Here is a 26,629-nt window from a genome sequence, read left to right as displayed (position 1 = left end):
TCGCGCCGCCAGCGATTCCACCGTGGGATAGGAGAAGACGTGCGTCAGAGGGATCTCCACCCCCAGCGCCTGCCGCATCCGCCCGATCGCCCGCACGGCCAGCAGCGAATGCCCGCCCAGGGCAAAGAAGTTGTCCCCGCGGCCCACCCGCGCCACGCCCAGCACCTCCGCCCAGATGGCGGCCAGCGCCTGCTCCGTCTCTCCCACCGGCGCCTCGTACGTCCCCGCCGCGAACGCGACGCCCTCGGGAGCGGGGAGCGCACGGCGGTCCAGCTTGCCGTTGGGAGTGACGGGGAACGCATCCATCCGCACGAACGCCGCAGGCACCATGTAGTCCGGCAGCTGGCGGGACAGGTGTGTGCGCAGCGCCTCGCCTTCCAGCGCCTCGCCCACGAAATACGCCACCAGCCGCTTTCCGCCGGCCCCGTCATCCAGCGCCAGCGCCACCGCCTCGCGCACGCCGGGGTGCGAGGCCAGCCCCGCCTCGATCTCCCCCAGCTCCACGCGGAATCCGCGCACCTTGACCTGGAAGTCGGTGCGCCCCAGGTACTCCACCGTCCCGTCGGAAAGCCACCGGCACAGGTCGCCGGTGCGGTACAGCCGCGCCCCCGGCTCGCCGAACGGATCGGGGATGAACCGCTCCGCCGTCAATCGCGGGCGGCCCAGGTACCCACGCGCCACCGCCACCCCGCCGATGAACAGCTCGCCGGCCACCCCCACCGGCACCGGCTCTCCATCCCGGTCCAGAACGTAGACCGCCGCATTGTGAATGGCCCGGCCGATGGAAACGCGCTCCGCGGCGGGGTCGCACGCCCACTCGGTCACCTCGCCGGACTCCGTGGGCCCGTACTGGTTGTACAGCCCCACGCCCGGCAGCCGCTCGTGGAACTGCCGCACCAGCGCCGCCGACACGGCCTCGCCGCTCACCGGGACGCGGAGCAGGCCGGTGCACGTTTCCGCCTCCGCGTGCTCCAGAAACAGCTGCAGCATGGAGGGGACGAAGTGCGCCACGGTAATCTCTTCGCGGCGGATCGTCTCCACCAGGTACGACGGGTCGCGGTGCCCGCCGGGGCGCGCCATCACCAGCCGCGCGCCCACCATCAGCGGCCAGAAGAACTCCCAGAACGACACGTCGAAGGAGAACGGCGTCTTCTGCAGCACCGCCTCGTCCGGCGTCATTCCGTACCGGTCCTGCATCCACTGCAGGCGGTTCACCAGGCTGCCGTGCTCCAGCATGACGCCCTTGGGGCGCCCGGTGGAGCCGGAGGTGAACAGGACGTGCGCCAGGCTCCCCGGCCCGGTTCCTTCGCGCCCGGGATCCGTCTCCGGCCGGTGCGCCCACGCCCCGTCATCCGCCAGATCCAGCACCGGGATGGCGGACCCCGCGGACAGCGCGGCGGCGGTGGCGGCCTGCGGCGGGTGCGTGAGCAGGACGGCCGGGGCGCTGTCCTCCACCATGTGGCGCAGGCGCTCCACCGGGTAGCTGGCATCGAGCGGAACGTAGGCGCCGCCGGCCTTGAGAATGCCCAGCAGCCCCACCACCATCTCCACGCTGCGCTCCACGCAGATCCCCACCCGCACGTCCGGTCCCACGCCCAGCGAGCGCAGGTGGTGCGCCAGCCGGTTGGCCCGCGCGTTCAACTCCGCGTACGTCAGGCTTTCCCCTTCGTACACGACCGCCACCGCGCCGGGCGTGCGCGCGGCCTGCCCCTGAAACAGCTCGTGGACGCACGCCTCGCGGGGGTACTCGCGCCGCGTGTCGTTGAACTCCCGCAGCACCCGCTGGCGCTCGTCCGGGGGCAGCACGCCCAGACGGCCCGGCACGGTCCCCGGCGCGGTTTCCAGCGCTCCCACCAGCGACTCCAGGGCGGCGTGCATCATCTCGCACACGCGCAGCGGCTGCACCGACACCGGGGCCTGCGCCGTGAGCGCCATCGCCTCGCCCAGGTCGTCCACCGACATCATCAGCGGATAGTTGGTCCGCTCCCCGGGTTGGCCCGTCGTTCCGGCGCGCGGGGGAGGCGCGGCCGACTGCACGCTGTGGCGGTAGTTCAGCAGCGCGGTGAACAGCGGGGCCGGCGCTTCCACCCCGCTGCACCGCTGGGCCAGCGCCAGCGAGGCGTGCTCGTGGCGCAGCAGCCTGACGAGCAGCGCGTGCGTCTGCCGCACGCTGGCCTCCACCCCCGCGTCCTCCAGGCGAACGCGGATGGGGAGGGTGTTGATGAACGGCCCGATCACCCGCTCCGACCCCTCGCCGCCCTGCATCCGGCCGAACAGCACGGTTCCGAACACCACGTCGCCGCGCCCCGACGCGCGCCCCAGCACCTGCGCCCAGGCCACGTGGCACAGCGTGGCCGCGCTCACCCCCAGCGCCCGCGCGCGCTCCCGCAGCCGTGCGGCCAGCGGCGGATCCACCCGTATCCGCGCCTGCTGCATGCCGGACCCGTCGCCCCGCGCGTCCAGCAGCCCGAACGGAGCCGTCGGCTCGTCCACGTCGGACAGCATCTCGGTAAAGAACGCCCGGTGCTCCTCCTGGCTCACCCCCAGGCGGGCCTGCGCCACGAAGTTGCGAAAGGGCAGCGGCGCGGGAAGCGAGTCCCCGCGGCCGTTGAGGTGCGCGTGAATCTCCTCGCGCAGCAGGTCGAACGCGGTGTGGTCGATGGTGAGGTGGTGGCGCAGCAGCAGGAGCAGCCAGCGCCCGTCCGCGTCGGGCGCGATGCACGCCCGCATCAGCGGCGCCCGGCGGATGTCCATGCGGTGGTGCAGCGGGTCCAGCCGCCGGTGCAGCTGCCCGGCCACGTCGCCCTCCGCGGGGTCCGGCACCACCTCCTCCACCGCGAGCGGCGCGTGGCGCCACACCACCTGCACGGGCTCCGGAACGTTCTCCCACACGATCGCCGTGCGCAGAACGTCGTGCCGCGCGATCACCGCGCCCAGCGCCCGCAGGTAGGCGTCCAGCCGCTCCCGCGTGGGAAAGGTGCCCACGTTGCCCAGCAGGAGGTAGGGATCACCTTCCGTGGTGGCCAGGTGGTGGAAGAGGAAGCCTTCCTGCAGCGGGGCCAGGGGATAGATGTCCTGCACGTTGGCCGCGCCGCCCGGCACGTCCGCCACGATGCCGTCGATGGCCGCCTGGTCCAGCGCAACGAGGGGCAGCATCTCCGGCGTGATGACGGGGCTGCCCGCGGGGATCCGGTTGGGCGGCACCTGCACCTCGCCGTGCTCGCCCGCCACGGCGGCGGCCAGCGCGGCCAGCGTGGGCGCGGTAAAGACGGTGCGCACGTCGGCGTGCATCCCCCGCCCCCGCATCCGCGCGATGAGCGTAACGGCCAGCAGCGAGTGCCCGCCCAGCTCAAAGAAGCCGTCGCCGCGGCCCACCCGCTCCACGCCCAGCACCTCCGCCCACACCTCCGCCAGCGCCGTCTCCACTTCTCCCACCGGCGCCTCGTACCCGCCCCGCGCGAAGGCATCGCCCTCGGGGGCCGGAAGGGCGCGGCGGTCCAGCTTGCCGTTGGAGGTGAGCGGCCACCCCTCCATCCGCACGTACGCCGCCGGCACCATGTACGCCGGCAGCGTTTCGGCGAGGTGCGCGCGCAGCACCTCCGCCTCCTCCACCGCGCCCACCCAGTACGCCACCAGGCGCGTGTCTCCCGGTGCGTCCTGGCGAGCCAGCACCACGGCCTCGCGCACCCCGGGGTGCTCCGCCAGCCGCGACTCGATCTCGCCCAGTTCGATGCGGAAGCCGCGCACCTTTACCTGGTGGTCGGTCCGGCCCAGGTACTCCAGCGTGCCGTCCGGCCGCCGCCGCCCCAGGTCGCCCGTGCGGTACAGCCGCTCCCCCGGCCGGCCGCCGAACGGATCGGGAACGAACCGCTCGGCCGTCAGCTCCGGGCGGCCCAGGTAGCCGCGCGCCACCCCGGCGCCGCCCACGTACAGCTCACCCGCCACGCCGACGGGCACGGGCTCGCCCGCCCGGTCCAGCAGATAGGCCCGCAGGTCCGGAATGCGCTCGCCGATGGGGCTGGCCCCCGCGCGGTCCGCGTCCGCCCGCGAGAGCGGTCGCCAGGTGACGTGCACGGTCGTTTCGGTGATTCCGTACATGTTCACCAGCCGCGGCGACGCATCGCCGCAGGCGTCAAACCACGGGCGCAGCCGGGGCACGTCCAGCGCTTCGCCTCCAAAGACCACGTACCGCAGCCGGTGCCCGCGGCCGCTTGCCGCGTGCGCCGCCATGAACGGGTAAAAGGCGCTGGGCGTCTGGTTCAGCACCGTCACGCCCTGGTCGCACACCAGCTGGTGGAACGCCTCCGGGTTGCGCGCCGTGTCTCCGGGGACCACTACGAGACGGCCGCCGAACAGGAGCGCGCCCCAGATTTCCCACACGGAAAAGTCGAACGCAATGGAGTGGAACAGCGTCCACACGTCCGAATCGCCGAAGCCGAACCAGGCATCCGTGGCGGAAAACAGCCGGGCCACGTTGCGGTGCGGCACCAGCACGCCCTTGGGCCGGCCGGTGGAGCCGGAGGTGTAGATGACGTACGCCACGCCGTCCGGCGTCAGCGCGCCGGGCTCCGGGTCCGTCGCGGGGGCGTGCGCCCACTTCGGGGCAGCCGCGTCCAGCAGCAGCACCGGCACGTCCACGCCGCCCACCAGGGCGTGCAGCGAATGCTGGGTGAGCACGGCCGCCGGCGCGCTGTCGGCCAGCATGTACGCCAGGCGCTCCGCGGGATAGTCCGGGTCCAGCGGCACGTAGGCGCCGCCCGCCTTGAGCACCGCGAGAAGGGCGATCACCATCTCCACGCCGCGCTCCATGCACAGCGCCACGCGCACGTCGGGCCCCACGCCCAGCGTGCGGAGGCGGTGCGCCAGCCGGTTGGCCCGCGCATTCAGCTCCGCGTAGGTCAGGCTCTCCGCCTGAAACGTCACCGCCACGGCGCCGGGCGTGCGCGCCGCCTGCCGCTCGAACCGCGTGTGGATGCAGGATTCGGCCGGGAAGTCCGTCGTGCGGTTCCACTCTTCCAGCACCCGCGCGCGTTCGTCCGCGGGCATGAGCGCCAGCCGCGTCACGGGCTGGTGCTCATCCGCCACCATCTCCTCCAGCACGCGCCGCAGGTAGCCTGTCCAGCGTTCCACGGTGGCGCGTTCAAAGAGCGAGGCGGCGTACTCCACGCCGGCCGTGATCCGCTCGTCCCGCTCGATGAAGCTGAGCGAAAGGTCGAACTTGGCCGTCACCTGCGCGGCGGCGCCCGGGGGAGTCGAAGCTGCGGCCGGGCCGGACGGCGCCGCGCCGGAAGGGCTCGCGGCATCCGCGGACGCGTTCTGCCAGGCGAACAGCACCTGAAACAGCGGCGTGTGCGAAAGGCTCCGCGCGGGGTCCACCCGCTCCACCACCTGCTCAAAGGGGATGTCCTGGTGCCGCTGCGCCTCCAGCGTCCGCTCCTTCACCCGCGCCAGCAGCTCCGCCACGGTGGGCGCGCCGGACAGGTCCATCCGCAGCGCCAGCGTGTTGACGAAGAAGCCGATCAGCCCCTCGATTTCCCGCTGCCCGCGGTTGGCCGTCGGCGTGCCGATCACCACGTCGTCCTGGCCGGAGAGACGGGCCAGCACCGCCGCCCATCCCGCCAGCACCACCATGTACGGCGTGGTGCCGTGCCGCCGCGCGAGGGTCCTGATCCCCGCCGTAAGCGCGCCATCCAGCTGCATGCCGAATTGCGCCCCGGCGGGGTCGCGCTGCGCCGGCCGCGGCTGGTCGGTGGGCAGCTCCAGCAGCTCGGGCGCGCCCGCCAGCGTGCGCGTCCAGTAGTCCGCCTGCGCCTGGAGGACTTCGCCCGCCACCCACCTGCGCTGCCACACCGCGTAGTCCGCGTACTGCACGGCCAGCGGGGGAAGCGGATCCGGCTCGCCCGCGCGGAACGCCGCGTACAGCGCGTCCAGCTCGCGGGTGAGCACGTCGCTGGACCAGCCGTCGCTGACGATGTGGTGCATCGTGATCAGCAGCAGGTGATCGTCCGCGGCCAGACGGATGAGGCGGCCGCGGATGAGCGGTCCCCGCTGCAGGTCGAACGCTTCCGCGGATTCATCCGCCAGCATCCGGCGGAGCGCGATGTCCGCGTCGGGCCGGCCCGCCAGGTCGTGGTCCGCGAGGGGGAACCCGGCGTCCGCGGGCGCGATCCGCTGCTCGGGGACGTCGCCCACCTGCGTAAAAGTGGTGCGCAGCGCCTCGTGCCGCGCGACGATGCGGTCCAGCGCGCGGCCCAGCGCCTCGCGGTCCAGCTCGCCCGAAAAACGCCGGCGGACGCGCACGTGGTACGTGCTGCCCAGGTTGCCCAGCTGCTCCAGAAACCACAGCCGCTGCTGCGCGAACGACAGCGGAAGCGGCCCCTGCCGGTCCGCGGGCTCAATGGGCGGAAGATCCGCGCGGGCGGACGTTTCCAGCCCGCGTGCAAAGTCGCTCAGCACGGGCCGGGCGAAGACCTCGCCCAGCGCGATCTCCACGCCCAGCGCCTGCCGCACGCGCGAAATCACCCGCACCGCCAGCAGCGAGTGGCCGCCGAGCTCAAAGAAGTGGTCCCAGCGCCCCACCCGCTCCACGCCCAGCACCTCGGCCCAGATCTCCGCCAGCGCCTCTTCCGTCTGCCCGGCCGGCGCCTCGTAGCCGTGCCGCGCGAACGCGTCGCCCTCGGGCGCAGGCAGCGCCTTGCGGTCCAGCTTGCCGGTGCGGCCGAGCGGCAGTTCATCCAGCCTGACGTACGCCGCCGGGACCATGTACGCGGGCAGACGCTCGCCCAGGTGCGCGCGCAGGCTCTCCACGTCCGCGCCGTCACCCGTCCAGTACGCCACGATGCGCGTGTCGCCCGGCGTGTCTTCGCGGATGAGGACCGCCGCGTGGTGCACGCCCGGGTGTTCCCGCAGCCGCTCCTCGATCTCGCCCAGTTCGATGCGGTAGCCGCGCACCTTCACCTGGAAGTCGATGCGACCCAGAAACTCCAGTTCGCCCTCCGGCAGCCACCGCGCCCGGTCGCCCGTGCGGTAGAAGCGGGCGCCGGGCTGTGCCGCGAACGGGTCCGGCACGAACTTCTCCGCCGTCAGCCCCGGCCGTCGCAGGTACCCCCGCCCCACCCCGATCCCGCCGATGTACAGCTCGCCCACCACGCCCACGGCCACGGGCTGCATCCGCGCGTCCAGCACGTAGTGCGTCAGGTTCTGGATGGGCCGGCCGATGGGGATGCGTCCCTCGGCGGGGCGATCGGCGGGGATCTCATAGATCGAGCAGCCGACGACGGTCTCCGTGGGCCCGTACTCGTTCAGCAGCCGCACGCCCGGGGCATGCTCGCGCCAGAAGAGCGTCGGCTCCGCCAGCAGATTGTCGGCGCCGATCACCAGCGTGGCCCCGCTCCCCGCCGCGTCTTCCGGCGAGAGAACCTGGTTCAGCAGCGACAGGTGCGTGGGGGTGATCTTGATCATCGCGTACCCCGGCCGCCCGCGGATCACCTCCGCCAGCGCCTCCACTCCCGGTCCCTCGGGGAGCAGCTCGATCGGCTGCCCGGCGAAGAGCGGGACGAAGTTGGCCAGCGTCAGGTCCACGGACATGGACGAGAACACCGGCGCGCCGCTGCCGCCGTTGGACAGGTACTCCTCGCGCGCCCAGGCGAAGTAGTTGACCGGCCCGATGTGGTGCATCAGCACGCCCTTGGGGCGCCCCGTGGAGCCGGAGGTATAGTAGACGTACGCCAGGCTTTCCGGCCCCGCGCCGCTCTCCGGCCGCTCCGCTGGCTCGGCCGCCAGCACGTCTGCCATCTGGTCGACGAACAGCGTATCCGGCCGCGCCTCGGGAAGCCCGTCCGCCAGCCACGACTGCGTCAGCAGCATCCGCGCGCCGCTGTCTTCCAGCGTATAGGCCAGCCGGTCGGCGGGGTGCGTGGGCTCCAGCGGGACGTACGCCGCGCCCGCCTTCATGATGCCGAAAAAGGCGGGGAGCAGGTCCAGGCTGCGCTCCATGCACAGCGCCACGCGGTCCTCCGCGCCGATGCCCAGGCCGCGGAGGTGGTGCGCAAGCTGGTTGGCGCGCCGGTCCAGCTCCGCGAACGTGAGCTGCTGCCCCGCGAAGATCACCGCCGGAGCGTCCGGCGTGCGCGCGGCCTGCGCTTCAAAGAGGCCGTGGATGGACCACTCGGGGGGAAGCTCCGCGTCCGTCCGGTTCCACTCGTCCACGACCCTGGCGCGCTCCTCCTCCGGCAGCACGGCCAAGCGGCCCAAGGCGGCGCCGGGCGCGGTTTCCAGCGCCGTCACCAGCGACTCCAGCGCGGTGTGCATCATCCAGCACACCCGCAGCGACTGCACGGTCACGGGCGCCTGCACGGTGAGCGCGAAGCCGTCGCCCAGGTCATCCACCGACAGGTTCAGCGGATAGTTGTTGCGCTCTCCGCCCTGGCTGGTCCGCGCGGCCGGGCGCGCCGCACCCACCGGCGCCCGACGCTTGCTGTAGCGATAGTTGAGCAGCGACGTGAACAGGGGCGCGGACGCATCCACCGCGCTGCACCGCTGCACCAGCACCAGCGAGGCGTGCTCGTGGCGCATCAGCCCGGCCAGCAGCGCAGCCGTCTGCCGCACGCCCGCCTCGGCCCCGACGTCGCCGGTGTGCACCCGGATGGGGAGGGTGTTGAGGAAGGGGCCCATCACGCGGTCGGCGCCTTCGCCGCCCTGCATGCGGCCGAAGAGCACTGTGCCGAAGACGACGTCGTCACGCCCGGACGCCCGCGCCAGCACCTGCCCCCACGCCACATGGCACAGGGTGGCCGCGCTCACGCCCAGCGCCCGCGCGCGCTCCCGCAGCCGGTTGCCGAGCCCCTCATCCACCTCCAGCCGCCCCTGCTCGATGCCGGACCCGTCGCCGCGCACGTCCAGCAGGCCGAACGGCGCCGTGGGTTCATCCACATCGCCCAGCATCTGCTGAAAGAACGCCTGGTGCTCCTCCCGGCTCACGCCCAAGCGCACCTGCGCCATGAAGTTGCGGAACGGCACCGGCCGCGGCAGCGCGTCCTGGCGGCCGTTCATGTGCGCCTGGATCTCCTCGCGCAGCACCTCCACCGTCGTGTGGTCGCCGGCCAGGTGGTGCAGGAGCATCAGCATCACCCACCGCTCCCCGTCCGCCTCGCGCGCCACGTGGCAGCGCAGCAGCGGAGCCTGGCGGATGTCGATCCGGTGGCGGCGCGGGTCGAAGCGCGCATACAGCTGCTTCGCCACGTCGCCCTCCGCGGGATCGATCTCCTCCTCCTGCACGGGAAGCGGGGCGTCGATCCACACCACCTGCACCGGCTCCGGGACGTTTTCCCAGACGATGGAGGTACGCAGGATGTCGTGCCGCGCGACCACGGCGCGCAACGCCTCCAGCCAGGCGTCCAGCCGCTCCCGGCTGGGGAAGCGGGTGATGGTGCCCAGCAGGTAGGGATCGCCCTCCTCCGAGGCCAGGTGATGGAAGAGAAAGCCTTCCTGCAGCGGAGCCAGCGGATAGATATCCTGCACGTTGGCCGCGCCGCCCGGCACCGTCGCCACGATGCCGTCGATCTCCGCCTGCGTGAGCGAGACGAGCGGCAGCAGCTCCGGACGGATGGGCGGCGGCGTCCACCACTCGTCGCCGCTCCCGATGCGCTCCAGGAGCTGCGCCTTGTGCGCGCGCAATGCGGCCAGCAGCTCGGGGTCAAGCCGTTCGCGGTTGCCGGCGACGGCCAGCTCGCCGCCGCGGTTGCGCAGGCGGATGCCGGCGTCCTCGATGCGGGCCAGGGCCGCTTCCAGCGTCATGGGCTCCATCGTGGTCACAGCAGCACCTCTACGTCTTCATCGTCAGGGGCGGCCGCGCGGGCGGCGGCCGTGCGGATCAGGTTGGCCGGCACCGCCACCTCTTCGGGCGCGGTGCCCAGGGCCGCCGCGAATTCGGCCAGCGTGGGCGTGGCGAACAGGGCGCGCACGTCGGCGCGCAGCCCCTGCGCCCGCATGCGAACGATGAGCGTGACGGCGAGCAGCGAGTGGCCGCCCAGCTCAAAGAAGCCGTCGTTGCGCCCCACCCGCTCCACGCCCAGCACCTCGGCCCAGACCGCCGCCAGCGCGTTTTCCAGCTCGCCCACGGGTGCCTCGTAGCCGCGCCGCGCAAAGGCGTCGTCGTCCGGCGCGGGGAGCGTGGCGCGGTCCACCTTGCCGTTGGGCGTCAGCGGAAGCGCGTCCAGCCGCACGTACGCGGCGGGCACCATGTAGTCCGGCAGGCGCTCCAGCAGGTGTGTGCGCAGCGCTTCCGGCTCCGCCGCCCCGCCCACCCAGTACGCCACCAGGCGCTTGGCGGCGCCACCCTCTTCCAGGCTCGCCACCACCACCGTTTCCTCAATGCCGGGGTGCTCCAGCAGGCGCGCCTCGATCTCGCCCAGCTCCACGCGAAAGCCGCGCACCTTGACCTGCGCGTCCACCCGGCCCGCGAACTCCAGCTCTCCTTCCGCGTTCCACCGCGCCAGGTCGCCCGTGCGATACAGCCGCGCGCCCGGCTCCGCCCCGAACGGATCGGGGACAAAGCGCTCGGCTGTCAGCGCGGCGCGGCGCCAGTAGCCGCGCCCCACCGTCGCTCCGCCGATGTACAGCTCGCCCGCCGTGCCCAGCGGCACCGGCCCGCCCGCCGCGTCCAGCAGGTACACGCGGACGTTCGCAACCGGCCGCCCGATGGGCGGGACGGCGGATCCGCCGGGCACGTAGTCGTGCAGCGTGGTGCAGACCGTCGCCTCCGTGGGGCCATATCCGTTGATCAGCCGGCGCCCGGCCGACCAGCGGGCCATCAGCTCCGCGGGCGGCGCGTCGCCGGACACGATCAGCGTGCGGATGGACGGCAGCCGTTCATCCTCCGGAAGCGCGGCCAGCACGGCGGGCGGGAGGATGGCGTGCGTGATCCCCGCATCCGCCACGATGCGCACCAGATCGTCGCCCGCGAGCGGGCCCGGCTGGGCGGACAGGTGCAGCGACGCGCCCCGGGCCAGCGCCAGGAACACTTCGTAGACGTGCCCGTCGAAGCTGAACGAGGCGAACTGCAGCACGCGGCTCTCCGGCTCCAGCGGCAGAGAGCGCTGCTGCGCCGCCACCATCCCGGCGACGTTGCGGTGCTGGACGATGGCGCCCTTGGGACGCCCGGTGGAGCCGGAGGTGTAGATCAGGTACGCCGGGTGCTCCGGGCGCAGTCCGCCGCGCTCCGGATCGGTCGCGGGCGCGCCGGACCAGGGTGTGTCATCGGCAAGATCGATGAGCGGCACGCCGGAATCCGCGAAGCGCGCGGCCAGGGAGCCGCGCGTCAGCAGCAGCGCGGGCGCGCTGTCCTCCATCATCCAGCGCAGCCGCTGCTCGGGGTAGTTCGGATCCAGCGGGACGTACGCGCCGCCCGCCTTGAGCACGGCCAGCAGGGCGATGACCATCTCCGGACCGCGCTCCACGGAGATCGCGACGCGCGTGTCCGCACCCACGCCCAGCGAGCGGAGGTGGTGCGCGAGACGGTTCGCGCGCGCGTTCAGCTCCGCGTACGTGAGGTGATCCGTGCCGCACGCCAGCGCCAAGGCATCCGGCGCACGCTCCGCCTGGCGCTGAAAGAGTTCGTGGGCCAGCGACTCCCTCTCGTACTCCGCCTCCGTCCGGTTCCACTCCTCCAGCACCAGCGCGCGCTCCGCCGGCGGCAGCATGGGGAGCTGCGCGATCGGCTGGTGCTCATCCGCCACCATCTCCTCCAGCACGCGGCGCAGGTAGCCGAGCCACCGCTCCATGGTGTCGTGCGTAAAGAGCGAGGTGGCGTAGGTCACGTTGCCGATGATCCGCCCGTTCACCTCGCCCAGCGTGAGCCCCAGGTCCTGCTTGGCGACGCCGCGGTCTTCCATGGCGTCCACGCGGCCCAGCGTGAGCCCGGGCAGTTCCAGCCCGCCGCGCGGCGTGTTCTGCCACGCGAACATCACCTGGAACAGGGGCGAATGCGACAGGCTGCGCGCGGGCGCAACCAGTTCCACCACCTGCTCAAAGGGGATGTCCTGGTGATGCTGCGACTCCAGCGCGCGCACCTTTACCCGCTCCAGCAGCTCCGCCACCGTCGGCGCGCCCGACAGCTCCACGCGCAACGCCAGCGTGTTGACGAAGAAGCCGATGAGCCCCTCGATCTCGCGCCGCCCGCGCCCCGCCGTCGGCGTGCCGATCACCACATCCGCCTGGCCGGAGAGGCGGGAAAGCACCACGCCCCATCCCGCCAGCAGCGTCATGAACAGCGTGGTGCCGTGCCGCCGCGACAGCGCCGCCAGCCCCGCCGTGAGCTGTTCATCCAGCGCCACGTTGAGGCGCGCGCCCCGCGGGTCCATCTGCGCCGGCCGGGGATAATCCGTCGGCAGCGCCAGCAGCTCCGGCGCGCCCCGCAGCGTGCGGGTCCAGTAGTCCGCCTGCTCGCGCAGGATGTCGCCTTCCACCCACCGCCGCTGCCACGCCGCATAGTCCGCGTACTGCACCGGCAGCGGCGCGAGGCCGGCGTCGCGCCCCTCGTGGCGGGCGGCGTAGAGCGCGGACAGTTCCCCGGTGAGCACGCCCATGGACCAGCCGTCGCTGACGATGTGGTGCATCGTCACCACCAGCACGTGATCGTCCGCCGCCAGCCGGATCAGGCGCCCGCGGATGAGCGGCCCGTGCTCCAGGTCGAAGCGCGTTCCCGCCTCCTCGGCAAGCAGCCGCCGCAGCTCCGCGTGTGCGTCGGCGAGCCCGGTTGCGTCGTCCACGGCGTGGTCGCTCAGGTCGTGCTCTACCAAGTGGAACCCGACGTCCGCCGGGGCGATGCGCTGCTCGGGAAGGCCGTCCACCTCGGCGAACGTCGTCCGCAGCGCCTCGTGCCGCGCGACAAGGCCGTCCAGCGCGCCCACCATCGCCGCGCGGTCCAACTCGCCGCGCAGACGCAGGCGCGCGTGCATGTGATAGGTGCTGCCCAGATCGCCCAGCTGCTCCAGGAACCACAGCCGCTGCTGCGCAAACGACAGCGGGAGGCGGCCTTCCCGGTCCGCGCGTTCGATGGGCGGCAGCTCCGCGCGCGCGGACGTCTCCAGCCCGCGCGCAAACTCCGCCAGCACTGGGCGCGTGAACAGCTCGCCCAGCGCGACCTTCACACCCAGCGCCTGCCGCACGCGCGAGATCACCTGCACGGCCAGCAGCGAGTGGCCGCCCAAGTCGAAGAACTGGTCCCGCCGCCCCACCCGCTCCACGCCCAGCACCTCGGCCCAGATCCCGGCCAGAATCTCCTCCACATCTCCCGCCGGCGGCTCGTAGGCGCGCGCCGTGTACGCTTCGCCCTCCGGAGCGGGAAGCGCCTTGCGGTCCACCTTGCCGTTCGGCGTCAGCGGGAATTCCTCCAGCCGCACGTAGGCCGCCGGGACCATGTATCCCGGCAGCGACCCGGCCAGATGCGTCCGGAGCGCGTCCGCGCCGACTTCGTCGCCCACCACGTACGCCACCAGCCGCTTCTCTCCGCCCGTGTCCTCGCGCGCCATCACCACCGCGGCGCGCACGCCGGGCAGTTCCGTCAGCCGCGTTTCGATCTCGCCGGTCTCGATGCGGTAGCCGCGCACCTTTACCTGGCCGTCGCCGCGGCCCAGGAACTCGAGCGTACCGTCCGCCCGCCACCGCCCCGCGTCGCCCGTGCGGTAAAGACGCGCGCCGGGCTGCTGGGAGAACGGGTCCGCCGTGAAGCGCTCCGCCGTCGCCTCGGGCCGGTCAAGGTAGCCCCGCGCCACACCCGCCCCGCCGATGCAGATCTCCCCCGCCACGCCCGTCGGCACCGGCTCGCCGCGCGCATCCAGGACGTAGATCTTCGTGTTGCCGATCGGCTGGCCGATGGGCGCGACGGTGCCCTCCACGTCCAGCGTCCACCGCAGCCCGGATGAGGCCACGGTCGTCTCCGTCGGACCGTACATCTGGTACAGCGCCGCATCCGGCAGCAGTTCGCCGAAGCGCCGCGCGATTGACGGTGCCAGCGCCTCGCCGCCGTTCATCACCCGCACCAGCGACGTGCACGACGACGCCTCCGGATGCTCCACAAACGCGCGCAGCAGTCCGGGAAGGTGCGCCGTGCCGATCTTTTCGCGACGGATGAGGTCCACCACGTGATCGGGGTCACCGTGCCCGCCGGGGCCGGCCATGACGATCCGGGCGCCCGCCGTGAGCGGCCAGAACAGCTCGCGCACGGACACGTCGAAGCTGAACGAGATGCGCTGAAGCACCGACTCGCCCGGCTGCAGCTGCCACCTCTGCTGGCTCCACGCCAGCAGGTTGGCCACGCTCCGGTGATGGTTGACGACGCCCTTCGGCCGGCCCGTAGAACCCGACGTGTAGATCACGTAGCACGGGCTGTCCGGCGTAAGATCCGGGACAGCGGGCGGCGTGCCGGGCAGATGCGCCCACGGCGAGGCGTCCGCCAGGTCGACCACCGGGATGCCGGACTGCGCTCCCTGGCCGCCATTGATGACGAGGACGGCGGGCGCACTGTCTTCCAGCATGTACGCCAGCCGCTCCGCCGGATACGACGGGTCCATGGGGATGTACGCGCCGCCCGCCTTGAGGATCGCGAGCAGACCGGTCATCATCTCCGGGCCGCGCTCCAGCGAGATCCCCACCCGCACCTCCGGCCCCACGCCCAGCGAGCGGAGATGGTGGGCAAGGCGGTTGGCGCGCTGGTCCAGCTCGGCGTACGTGAGATGATCACCCACGAACGTCACCGCCACGGCATCCGGAGTGCGCGCGACCTGCGCCTCGAACAGCATGTGGATGCACGCCGGGCCCGCGTAGTCGGCTTCCGTCTGGTTCCACTCCTCCAGAACCCGGACGCGCTCCTCCGCAGGCATCAGCGTCAGTTGATCGACGCGCTGGCCATCATCCGCCGCCATCTGCTCCAGCACCCGCCGCAGATAGCCCGCGTACCGCTCCACCGTTTCGCGATCAAAGAGCGCCGCGGCGTACCGCAGCCCCCCCACCACACGGTCGCCCGCCTCCCGCAGCGAGAGCGACAGGTCCAGCGTCGCGCTCACCTGCGCGGCCACGGTGCCCACGCCGCTCATGTCCACCCCGGAAAGCGACAGCTGCCGGCCGCCCTCCGTCGCGCTCTGCCACGCGAACAGCGCCTGGAAGAGCGGATGGTGCGCCAGGCTGCGGACGGGATCCACCCGCTCCACCACCTGCTCGAACGGGATGTCCTGATGCTGCTGCGCCTCCAGCGCCCGCGCCTTCACCCGGCCCAGCAGCTCCGCCACCGTCGGCGCGCCGGACAGGTCCATCCGCAGCGCGAGCGTGTTGACGAAAAAGCCGATCAGCCCCTCGATCTCCCGCCGTCCCCGCCCCGCCGACGGCGTGCCGACGACCACGTCCTCGCGCCCGGACAGGCGCGCAAGCACCACGGCCCATCCGGCCAGCACCGTCATGAAGAGCGTGGTGCCGTGCCGGCGAGACAGCGCCTTGAGCCCCGCCGTCAGCTCCTCGTCCAGCGCCAGCCCCACGATGGCTCCCGCGGGGTCCATGCGCGCCGGGCGCGGCCGGTCGGTGGGCACGTCCAGCAGCTCCGGCGCGCCCGCCAGCATCCGCGTCCAGTACGCGGTCTGATCGCGCAGCACGTCGCCGTCCACCCACTGCCGCTGCCACGCCGCGTAGTCCGCGTACTGCACGGGGAGTTCGGGAAGCGGGTCCGGCTCGCCGCGCTTGAATGCCTCGTACAGCGCGCTCAACTCGCGGGTGAGCACGCCCATGGACCAGGCATCGCTGACGATGTGGTGCATCGTGAGCGCCAGCACGCAGTCGTCCTCGGCCAGCAGGATGAGCCGCGCGCGGATGAGCGGCCCGTGCTCCAGATCGAACGGCGCGGCCATTTCCGCGGCGATCAACCGCTCCAGTTCCGCGTTGGCGTCCGCCCGGTCGCGCAGATCGTACTCCACCAGATGGAATCCCGCGTCCGCGGGCGCGATGCGCTGCTCCGGCACGCCGTCCACCTGCGCGAACGTGGTGCGCAGCGCCTCGTGCCGCGCCACAATGGCGTCCAGCGCGCGCGCCAGGGCGGCCCGGTCCAGCTCCCCGCTCAGCCGCAGGCGCCGGGGGATGTGGTACGTGCTGCCCAGGTTGCCCAGCTGCTCCACGAACCACAGCCGCTGCTGGGCGAACGAAAGCGGAAGACGCCCGTCCCGCGCCGCGCGCCCGATGGGCGGCAGCTCCGACCCGCGGCGGGCAAGATCGCGCGCCCGCGCCAGCTTCAGGAGTTCACTCCGCTGCGCCAGCGTCATGCCGGTCAGGGTTCCGTCTGGTTTCATCAAGGGTACGGTCGGCCACGAAAGGGGGGAGGGGGTGCGGCCCCCTGGACACGGGCGCCCTTGACTGCGGTACGGATCGCCGCCGCCCCGCCGGCGCACGCCGCGGGGCCGCGATTCCTTTTCAGACGCACCAATGCGGGAATGGCGTGCCCGGCCCCCCGTACGCCGGGCGTGCGGGCCCGATGCGGGAACCGGCGCCGCGGTGCCGGTTCCGGGCCGGCGCCGCGAGGGTTGGCCGGGGGAGGACCGCCAGCGGCCGAAGATCATGCACCCGTTTGCGGGCCCGGGAAACGGGCCCGCCGGGGGAGCCTGGCGTGGTCGCGAGAGCCCTCAAGTCTATCGGAATCAGCCGCTTCGTGCCACCCCCGAGGCCTGAATGGCGGACCCAGCCGCCGTGCTGGCCGGGGCGCTCGCCGGTGCGGGCGGGCCCGCCGGGCGCCGGTGCATGCCGGTCCCGCGGGCGGCGGCGCGGGGCCGGGAGCCGGGGCCCAGACCCCGACCCTCTTCGGCCACTGTCCGTACAGGTTCAGCGTCGCGCCAGCTACGACTCGCCGAGCAGCGCGGCCAGTTCCGCAAGCTCCGCGGGATCGAACTGGGCCAGCTGGGCGTCCATGACCTCCTGCGCCAGGTCCTGAAGCACGGGCCGGGTAAACAGCTCGCCCAGCGGCAGGTTCACCCCCAGCGCCTGCCGCACGCGCGACACCACCTGCACCGCCAGGAGCGAGTGTCCGCCCAGGTCAAAGAAGTTGTCCCGGCGGCCCACGCGATCAATGCGCAGCACCTCGGCCCAGATTTCCGCCAGCGCCTCTTCCGTCTCGTTCACCGGCGGCTCGTACTCGCGCGAGGCGTAGGCCCCGCCCTCCGGCGACGGAAGCGCCGCGCGGTCCAGCTTTACGCTGGGCGTCATGGGCAGCGCGTCCAGCCGCACGAAGGCGGCGGGAATCATGTAGTCCGGAAGACGCCCGGCCAGGTGGGCCCGCAGCGCATCCACCTCCAGCGCATCGTCCCCCACCCAGTACGCCACCAGCCGCCGGTCGCCGGGCACGTCTTCGCGGACAATGACGACCGTCTCCCGCACGCCCGGGTGCTCGCGCAGCCGCGCCTCGATCTCGCCCGGCTCCACGCGGAATCCGCGCACCTTCACCTGGAAGTCGTTGCGGCCCAGAAACTCCATCATTCCGTCCGGCAGCCAGCGGCCCAGGTCGCCGGTGCGGTACAGACGCTCACCCGGCTCCGCGCCGAACGGGTCGGGGACGAAGCGCTCCGCCGTCAGTCCGGGGCGGTCCAGGTAGCCGCGGCACACGCTGTCCCCGCCGATGAACAGCTCGCCCGTCACGCCCACGGGAACGGGGCCGCCGGCCGCGTCCAGCAGGTACACGCGCGAGTTGGCCGTCGGGCGGCCGATGGGCACGGTGGCGCGGGCCTGCTCCGGCCCGCAGTGCATGGCCGTCATCGCCGTGGCGGCCTCGCTGGGGCCGTAGGTGATGTGCAGCGCCGTCGCCGGAAGCCGCTCCAGCAGGCGGGTGAGCCCGGTGCCGGGAAGCGCCTCGCCGCCCACCAGCAGCTGCCGCAGCGACGTGCACTGCTCGATCAGCGGATGCTCAAGCAGCACCAGCAGCATGGAGGCGTTCATGTTCATGGTGGTCACGCCCTCGGCGCGGATCAGATCCACCAGGTAATCGGGGTCGCGCTGGCCGCCGGGACGCGCCATGGCCACCCGCGCACCCACGCTCCACGGCAGGAACATCTCGCGGATGTGCCCGTCGAAGCTGAGCGACGTCTTGCACATCACCACGTCGTCCGCGCTCATCGTCCACACGCGGGCGCCCCACGACAGCCGGTTCACCAGGCAGCCGTGGTGGTTCATCACCCCCTTGGGCCTGCCCGTCGATCCGGACGTGTAGATGCAGTAGACCAGGTGCTCCGGATGCACGTCCGTCCGCGCCGGGTTGCTCTCCGGCCGGTCCGCCCACGCCTGTCCATCCGTCTCGATGCGGATGACGGGAACGCCGCTTCCCTCCGTCAGCCCATCCACCAGCGACTCGGGAACGCGGGAGGCCAGCAGGGCGGCGGGATGGCTGTCCTCCACCATGAAGCGCAGCCGGTCCGCGGGATAATCCGGATCCAGCGGGACGTACGCGCCGCCCGCCTTGAGGACGGCCAGCACACCGACCGCCATCTCCAGCCCCCGCTCCATGCAGAGCCCCACCAGGATGTCCGGACCGACGCCGAGCCCGATCAGGTGGTGCGCCAGGCGGTTGGCGCGCGCGTTCAGCTCCGCGTAGGTGAGCGTCCCGTCTTCTCCGTTGACCGCGATGGCGTCCGGCGTGCGCTCCACCTGCCGTTCGAACAGCTGGTGCGTGCACAGCTCGCGCGGATACGGCGCGTCGGTCGCGTTCCACTCTTCCACCACCCGCGCGCGCTCCTCGGCCGGCAGCAGCGACACGCGGTCGACGCCCAGACGATCATCCGCGGCCATCTCCTGAAGCACCTGCCGCAGATAGCCCGCCCAGCGATCCACCGTCTCGCGTTCAAACAGCGCCGTGGCGTAGGTGATGCTCCCCACGATACGCCCCTTGACCTCGCGCAGCGACAGCGAGAGATCGAACTTGGCCTGCACGTCCGCGGCGCCCGCGCCCGCGCCGGCCACGCCGCCCACGTTCAGCCCCGGCAGGTCCAGGTTGCCACGCGGCACGTTCTGCCAGGTGAACATCACCTGAAAGAGCGGATGGTGCGCCAGGCTGCGCACCGGGTCCAGCAGCTCCACCACCTGCTCAAAGGGGATGTCCTGGTGATGCTGCGCGCCCAGCGCCCGCTTCTTCACCCGCCCCAGCAGCTCCTCCACCGTGGGCGCGTCCGACAGGTCCACCCGCACGGCCAGCGTGTTGACGAAGAAGCCGATCAGCCCTTCGATCTCCCGCCGCCCGCGCCCCGCCGTCGGCGTGCCGATCACCACGTCGGACTGCCCGGAAAGCCGGCCCAGCACCACGGCCCACCCGGCCAGCAGCGTCATGAACAGCGTGGTGCCGTGCCGACGGGAAAGGGCCTTGAGCCCGGCCGTGAGCTCCGCGTCCAGCTCCACCCCCAGCTGCGCCCCCGTGTGGTCCATCCGCGCCGGGCGCGGGTGGTCGGCGGGCAGTTCCAGCCGCTCCGGCGCGCCGGCGAGCATCCCCGTCCAGTAGGCCGTCTGCTCCCCCAGCACCTCGCCGCCCACCCAGCGCCGCTGCCACGCCGCGTAGTCCGCGTACTGCACGGGGAGCGCGGGAAGGTGCGGCTCCGCCCCGTCGCGGTGGGCGGCGTAGAGCGCGGAAAGTTCGGTGGTGAGCACCCCCATGGACCAGCCGTCGCTGACGATGTGGTGCATGGTCAGCAGCAGCACGCTGTCGTCCTCCGCCAGCCGGATCAGCCGGCCGCGGATGAGCGGCCCGTTCGCCAAGTCGAACGGGGCGCGCGCGTTCTCCGCCATCAGCCGGCGGAACTCCGCCTCCGCGCCGGGGTGGCCGGCCAGGTCGTACTCCAGCAGGGGAAAGCCGCCCGTCCCGGCCGGCGCGATGCGCTGTCCGGGAATGCCGTCCACCTCCGTAAAGGTGGTGCGCAGCGACTCGTGGCGCGCCACGATGCCGTCCAGCGCGCGCACCAGCGCCTCGCGGTCCAGCACGCCCCGCAGGCGCAGGGGACGGTGGATGTGGTACGCGGTGCCCAGGCTTCCCAGCTGCTCCAGAAACCACAGCCGCTGCTGCGCGAACGACAGCGGGAGCCGCGCTCCGCGGTCCGCGGGTTCGATGGGCGGCAGATCCGCCCGCGCCGCCGTCTCCAGCTCGCGCGCGAAGTCGGCGAGCACCGGGCGGGTGAACAGCTCGCCCAGCGCGACCTCCACCTCCAGCACCTGCCGCACGCGGGAGATCACCTGCACCGCCAGCAGCGAGTGCCCGCCCAGCGCGAAGAAGTCGTCCCAGCGGCCCACCCGCTCCACGCCCAGCACCTCCGCCCAGATCTCCGCCAGCGCCTCTTCGGTGCCTTCCGCGGGCTCCTCGTACGCGCGGGCGGCAAAGGCGTCGCCCTCCGGCGCGGGGAGCGCCCCGCGGTCCACCTTGCCGTTGGGCGTGCGCGGGAACTCGTCCAGCCGCACGAACGCCGCCGGGACCATGTAGGCGGGCAGGCGCTCGGCCAGGTGCGCGCGCAGGGCGTCCGCGGCCACCGGCGCCTCCGCTGCCACGTACGCCACCAGGCGCGTGTCGCCCGGCGCGTCTTCGCGCGCCACGACCACCGCGGCGCGCACGTCCGGGTGCTCCAGCAGCCGCGACTCGATCTCCCCCGGCTCGATGCGGAACCCGCGCACCTTGACCTGGTGGTCGGCGCGGCCGGCGAACTCCAGCGTCCCCTCCGCCGTCCAGCGGCACAGGTCGCCCGTGCGGTACAGCCGCGCCCCCGGCTCCGCGCCGAACGCGTCGGGAACAAAGCGCTCCGCCGTCAGCGCGGGGCGGTCCAGGTAGCCGCGCGCCACCTGCACGCCCCCCGCGTACAGCTCCCCCGCCACCCCCACCGGCACCGGCTCGCCCGCCGCGTCCAGCACGAAGACGCGCGTGTTGGCCGATGGCGCGCCGATGGGCGCCGGCCCGTCACCCCGCGCCTGGAGCGGCACGTCGTAGAGCGTGGCGCAGATGGTGGTTTCCGTGGGCCCGTAGCCGTTGAGGATGCGCAGCCCGGGAACGGCCGCGCGGATGCCGGCCAGCAGCGGCTCGGCGATCGGCTCCACCCCCACCAGCAGGCGCCGCAGACGGGTGCGTTCCGGCGCGGCGGCCACGCGGTCGTGCAGCGCGGGGACGAGGTGCGGGGGAAGGTAGGCGCCGCTGACGCCGCGATCCTCCATCCAGTCCAGAAAGGCGCCGGCCTGCAGCCGCAGTTCGTCGCCGGGAATGCACAGCCGCGCACCGGCAAGGAGCGCGGAAAAGATCTCGTAGACGGAAACGTCGAAGCTGGTGCTGGTCCACACGCTGCACGCGTCGCCCTCACCCAGCGGCGCGCGGCGCTGCACGTCGGCCAGCAGGCTCAGCACGCCGCGGTGCGGAACCGCCACGCCCTTGGGCCGGCCGGTGCTGCCGGAAGTGTAGATGACGTAGCACAGGTGGTCCGGCGAGAGCCCGGCCGGCCGCGGATCGGCGGCGGGGTGGTGCGCCCACGCCTCCGTGTCCGCCGGGTCGATGACCGGCACGCCGCTCCCCGCCAGCCGCTGCGCCTGCGCGGGGGAGGCCAGCAGCACCGACGGGCGGCTGTCGGCCAGCATGTAGCGCAGCCGATCTTCCGGATACGACGGATCCAGCGGCACGTACGCGCCCCCGGCCTTGAGAACGGCCAGCATCGCCGGCACCAGCTCCGGGCCGCGCTCCACGCACAGCGCTACCCGCGCATCAGGCCCCACGCCCAGCGCGCGCAGGTGGCACGCCAGCCGGTTGGCCCGCGCGTTCAGCTCGCCGTACGCCAGCGCGCCGTCCCCGTACTCCACGGCGACGGCATCCGGCGTGCGCGCCGCCTGCTGCTGAAAGAGCTCGTGGACGCACGCCGCGTCCGGGTATTCGGCGCCGGTGCGGTTCCACTCCTCCAGCACCCGCGCGCGCTCGTGCGGCGGCAGCATGGGCAGCCGCGACACGGAGCGGTGCTCGTCCGCGGCCATCGCCGTCAGCACCTGGCGCAGGCAGTCCGCGAAGCGCTCCGCCGTGGTCTGATCGAAGAGCGCGGTGGCGTAGGTGAGCGCGCCCAGGATGCGCCCGTCCTGCTCCCACGTGGCGAGGGAGAGATCGAACTTGGCCCGCACCTGCGCGGACCCCGCCCCCGCCCCGCGCACCTCCAGCCCGGGAAGGACGAGGCCGCTCCGCTGGGCCGCTGCCTGCCAGGTGAACATCACCTGAAAGAGGGGGTGATGCGCCATGCTGCGCACCGGCGCGGCCCGCTCCACCACCTGCTCAAAGGGGATGTCCTGGTGATGCTGCGCGCCCAGCGCCCGCTCCTTCACCCGCCCCAGCAGCTCCGCCACCGTCGGCGCGCCAGACAGGTCCATCCGCACCGCCAGCGTGTTGACGAAGAAGCCGATCAGCCCCTCGATCTCCCGCCGCCCGCGATTGGCCGCGGGCGTGCCCACCACCACGTCGTCCCGCCCCGCGAGCCGGCTGAGCACCACCGCCCATCCGGCCATGAGGGTGATGAACAGCGTGGTGCCGTGCCGGCGGGAAAGCGCCTTGAGCCCCGCCGTGACTTCCGCGTCCAGCTCCAGCCCCGCCATCGCCCCCGCGTGGTCCACCTGCGCCGGGCGGGGACGGTCCGCGGGAAGTTCCAGCACGTCCGGCGCGCCCGCCAGCGTGCGCGTCCAGTAGTCCCCCTGCTCGCGCAGCACGTCGCCCTCCACCCAGCGGCGCTGCCACACCGCGTAGTCCGCGTACTGCACGGCGAGCGGGGCCAGCTCCGGCGCGCGCCCCGCGTGGTGCGCGGCGTACAGCGCCGCCAGCTCTCCGAACAGCACCCCCATGGACCACCCGTCGCTGACGATGTGGTGCATGGTCACCAGCAGCACGTGCTCGTCCGCCGCCAGCCGCACCAGCCGCCCGCGGATGAGCGGGCCCTGCTCCAGGCCGAAGGGCGCCCGCACCTCCTCCGCCAGCAGCCGCGCGAGCTCGGCCTCCGCGTCGTCGCGCCCGGCGAAGTTGTGCTCCACGAGAGCGAAGCGGCTCCCGTCCGCCGGGGCGATGCGCTGCCCGGGGACGCCGTCGCCGCGCACGAAGGTGGTGCGCAGCGACTCGTGGCGGGCCACGATGCCGTCCAGCGCCGCCACGAGCGCGGCACGGTCCAGCTCCCCCCGCAGGCGCACGGGACGGTGGATGTGGTACGCGCTCCCCAGGTTCCCCATCTGCTCCAGGAACCACAGCCGCTGCTGCGCGAACGACAGCGGCACCGGCCCGTCTCGGGGCGCGGGCTCGATGGGCGGAAGCGCCGCCCGCGCGGCCCCGTCCAGCTCCCGCGCAAAATCCGCCAGCACGGGATGGGTGAACAGCTCGCGCAGCGCCGCCTCCGCGCCCAGCGCCTGCCGCACGCGGGAGATCACCTGCACGGCCAGCAGCGAGTGCCCGCCCAGGCCGAAGAAGTCGTCCCGGCGGCCCACCCGCTCCACGCCCAGCACCTCGGCCCAGATCTCCGCCAGCGCCTCTTCCGTCTCCCCCGCGGGCTCCTCGTACGCGCGGGCGGCGAATGCGTCGCCCCCGGGCGCGGGAAGGGCGCCGCGGTCCAGCTTGCCGTTGGGCGTGAGCGGCCACGCGTCCACGCGCACGAAGGCGGCGGGAACCATGTGCGCGGGCAGCGTCGCGGCGAGGTGGGCGCGCAGCTCCTCCGCGCCCGCGCCGCCGATGGCGTAGGCCACGAGCCGCGCCTGGCCGGGCGCGTCCTCGCGCACCAGGACCACGGCCTCGCGCACGTCCGGGTGCTCCGCCAGCCGCGCCTCGATCTCCCCCGGTTCGATGCGGAAGCCGCGAACCTTGACCTGGTGGTCCGTGCGGCCGACGAAATCCAGCGTCCCGTCCGGCGTCCACCGGCACAGGTCGCCGGTGCGGTACAGCCGCGCCCCCGGCTCCGCGCCGAACGCGTCAGGGACGAAGCGCTCCGCCGTCAGCCCGGGACGCCCCAGGTAACCGCGCGCCACCTGCGGCCCGCCCACGTACAGCTCGCCCGCCACGCCCAGGGGCACCAGCTCGCCCGCGCCGTCCAGCAGGTACGTCCGCGCGTTCGCGATCGGCCGGCCGATGTCCGGCGCAGCCGATCCCCGCACATCGCCGGAGGTGGCCACCACGGTGGTTTCCGTGGGGCCGTAGTTGTTCACCAGGCGGAATGGGATGGGCTCCGCCGGCATCCGGCGCAGGCGGTCGCCGCCCACCAGCAGCGTGCGCACCGTGCCCTCCCGCACCCCGCGGCTGAACGCGTACTCGGCCATGGGCGTGGGGAGAAAGCTCACGTCCAGCGTCTGCCCGTCCCACCAGTCCAGGATGTCGTCCGGGTCCACCCGGCCGCGACCGGGCAGGGCCAGCTCGCCCCCGGCGGCCAGCGGGGGCCAGATCTCCCATGCCGCCGCGTCGAAGCCCAGGCTCGCGACGCTGGACGAGCGCGTCCCCCGCCCCACGCCGAACGCCGCGCGGTGCCACTGCACCAGGTTCACCAGGCTCGCGTGCGCCACCATTACGCCCTTGGGGCGGCCGGTGGAGCCGGAGGTGTAGATGACGTACGCCACGTGAGCCGGCGTAAGCGCGCCCGGCTCCGGATTGGTGGCGGGCTGGTCCGCCCACGCCGGCGCGGCCGCGTCCAGTTCGATCACCGGCACGTCCAGCCCGGCGACCCGGTCGCGCAGCGCCGCCTGCGTCAGCACCGCGGCCGGGGCGCTGTCCGCCAGCAGGTACGCCAGCCGCTCCGCGGGATACGCCGGATCCAGCGGCACGTACGCGCCGCCCGCCTTCAGGATGCCCAGCAGGCCGACGAGCATCTCCGGGCTGCGTTCCACGCAGATCGCCACGCGCACGTCCGGCCCCACGCCCAGCGCGCGGAGGTGGTGCGCCAGGCGGTTCGCGCGCGTGTTCAGCTCCGCGTACGTCAGCGACTCGCCTTCGCAGACGACGGCCGGTGCGTCCGGCGCCTCCGCCGCCCGGGCCTGAAAGAGTTCGTGGATGCACGACGACTGCGGGTAATCCGCATCCGTCCGGTTCCACTCCTCCAGCACCTGCGTACGCTCTTCCGCGGACAGCATGGACAGCCGCTCCACGCGCTGCCCGTCATCCGCCACCATCTGCTCCAGCACGCGCCGCAGGTAGCCGCCCCAGCGCTCCACCGTCGCCCTGTCGAAGAGCGACGTGGCGTACGTCAGATCGCCGGTGATGCGGCCCCCCGTCTCCCGCAGCGCGAGCGACAGATCGAACTTGGCCTGCGTTTCAAAGGTGCCGGACCGCATGCCGCCCACCGCCAGCCCCTGGAGCGAGGAGCCGTCTCCCTCGGGGACGTTCTGCCAGGCGAAAGTCACCTGAAAGAGGGGAGAATGCGCCAGGCTGCGGGTGGGGCGGATGAGCTCCACCACTTGCTCAAAGGGGATGTCCTGCTGGTGCTGCGCCTCCAGCGCCCGCGTGCGGACGCGGGCCAGCAGCTCCGCCACGGTCGGCGCGCCGGACAGGTCCGTGCGCACGGCCAGCGTGTTGACGAAGAAGCCGATCAACCCCTCCGTCTCCCGCCGTTCACGCCCGGCCATGGGCGTGCCGATCACCACGTCGTCCTGCCCCGAAAGGCGGCCCAGCACCGTCGCCCAGCCCGCCAGCAGCGTCATGAAGAGCGTGGTGCCGTGCCGCAGCGAGAGGGCCTTGAGCCCCGCCGTCAGCTCCTCGTCCAGGCCCACCCACAGCCGCTCGCCCGTGTGGTCCACGTGCGCGGGGCGCGGGCGGTCCGTGGGAAGCTCCAGCAGCTGCGGCACCCCGGCGAGCGTGCGCTTCCAGAAGTCCGCCTGCTTCGCGATTCCCTCGCCCTCCACGCGCCGCCGCTGCCACGCCGCATAGTCCGCGTACTGCACGGGGAGCGGCGGCAGCTCCGCCTGACGGCCTTCGCGCGCGGCGGCGTAGCCCGCGGACAGCTCGCGGGTGAACACCCCCTTGGACCACGCGTCGCTGACCATGTGGTGCAGGGTCACCAGCAGCACGTGGTCGTCCGCGGCCAGGCGCACCAGGCGTCCGCGGATGAGCGGGCCGTGCCGCAGGTCGAACGGCGCGCGCACCTCCTCGGCGATCACCCGGCGCAGCTCCGCATCGAGGTCCGCCGCGCCCTCCAGGTCGTGCTCCCCCAGCTGGATGCCGCTCCCTTCCACCGGTGCGATGCGCTGCTCGGGCACGCCGTCCACCTCCGCGAACGTGGTGCGCAGGGCCTCGTGGCGGGCCACGATGCCGTCCAGCGCACGCACCAGCGCCGCCCGGTCCACACCGCCCCGCAGCCGCATGCGCACGGGGATGTGGTACGTGCTTCCCAGGTCGCCCAGCTGCTCCACGAACCACAGCCCCTGCTGCGCAAACGACAGCGGCAGCCGCTCCGTGCGCGGCACCGGCTGGATGGGCGCCAGCTCCGAATCACCCCGCACGAGGTCGCGGGCGCGCGCCATCTGCAGAAGCTTGCGGCGCTCGGCCAGGGTCAGTTCGGTCACGTCGGACTTCATCGGTTGGGCGTCCCGTTCGGTCGGGTGGATCGCAAAGGCATGAACGTTCCCCCGGCCGGGCATGCGGCCGGGGGAACGTGTTCGT

2 protein-coding genes and 1 pseudogene are annotated in these 26,629 nt (G+C 73.1%); all 3 read right to left on the bottom strand.

All coding sequences use genetic code 11. The features are described from left to right. Positions 1-6 precede the first annotated feature (6 nt). A pseudogene (locus tag HNQ61_RS10120) lies at positions 7-9,606 on the bottom strand (non-ribosomal peptide synthetase); the annotation flags it as partial. Between the two features lie 203 nt (positions 9,607-9,809). Continuing rightward, positions 9,810-16,328 (bottom strand): non-ribosomal peptide synthetase, encoded by a 6,519-nt coding sequence (locus HNQ61_RS10115; protein ID WP_170040266.1) that lies wholly within the window; start codon positions 16,326-16,328, stop codon positions 9,810-9,812. Between the two features lie 541 nt (positions 16,329-16,869). After that, complete coding sequence (locus tag HNQ61_RS10110; protein ID WP_170040267.1) at positions 16,870-26,544, bottom strand: non-ribosomal peptide synthetase; 9,675 nt, start codon at positions 26,542-26,544, stop codon at positions 16,870-16,872. Positions 26,545-26,629 lie beyond the last annotated feature (85 nt).

Origin of the sequence: Longimicrobium terrae (assembly GCF_014202995.1) — a bacterium.
GTDB classification, from domain to species: domain Bacteria; phylum Gemmatimonadota; class Gemmatimonadetes; order Longimicrobiales; family Longimicrobiaceae; genus Longimicrobium; species Longimicrobium terrae.
This window is presented reverse-complemented; position numbering and strand designations above follow the sequence as displayed.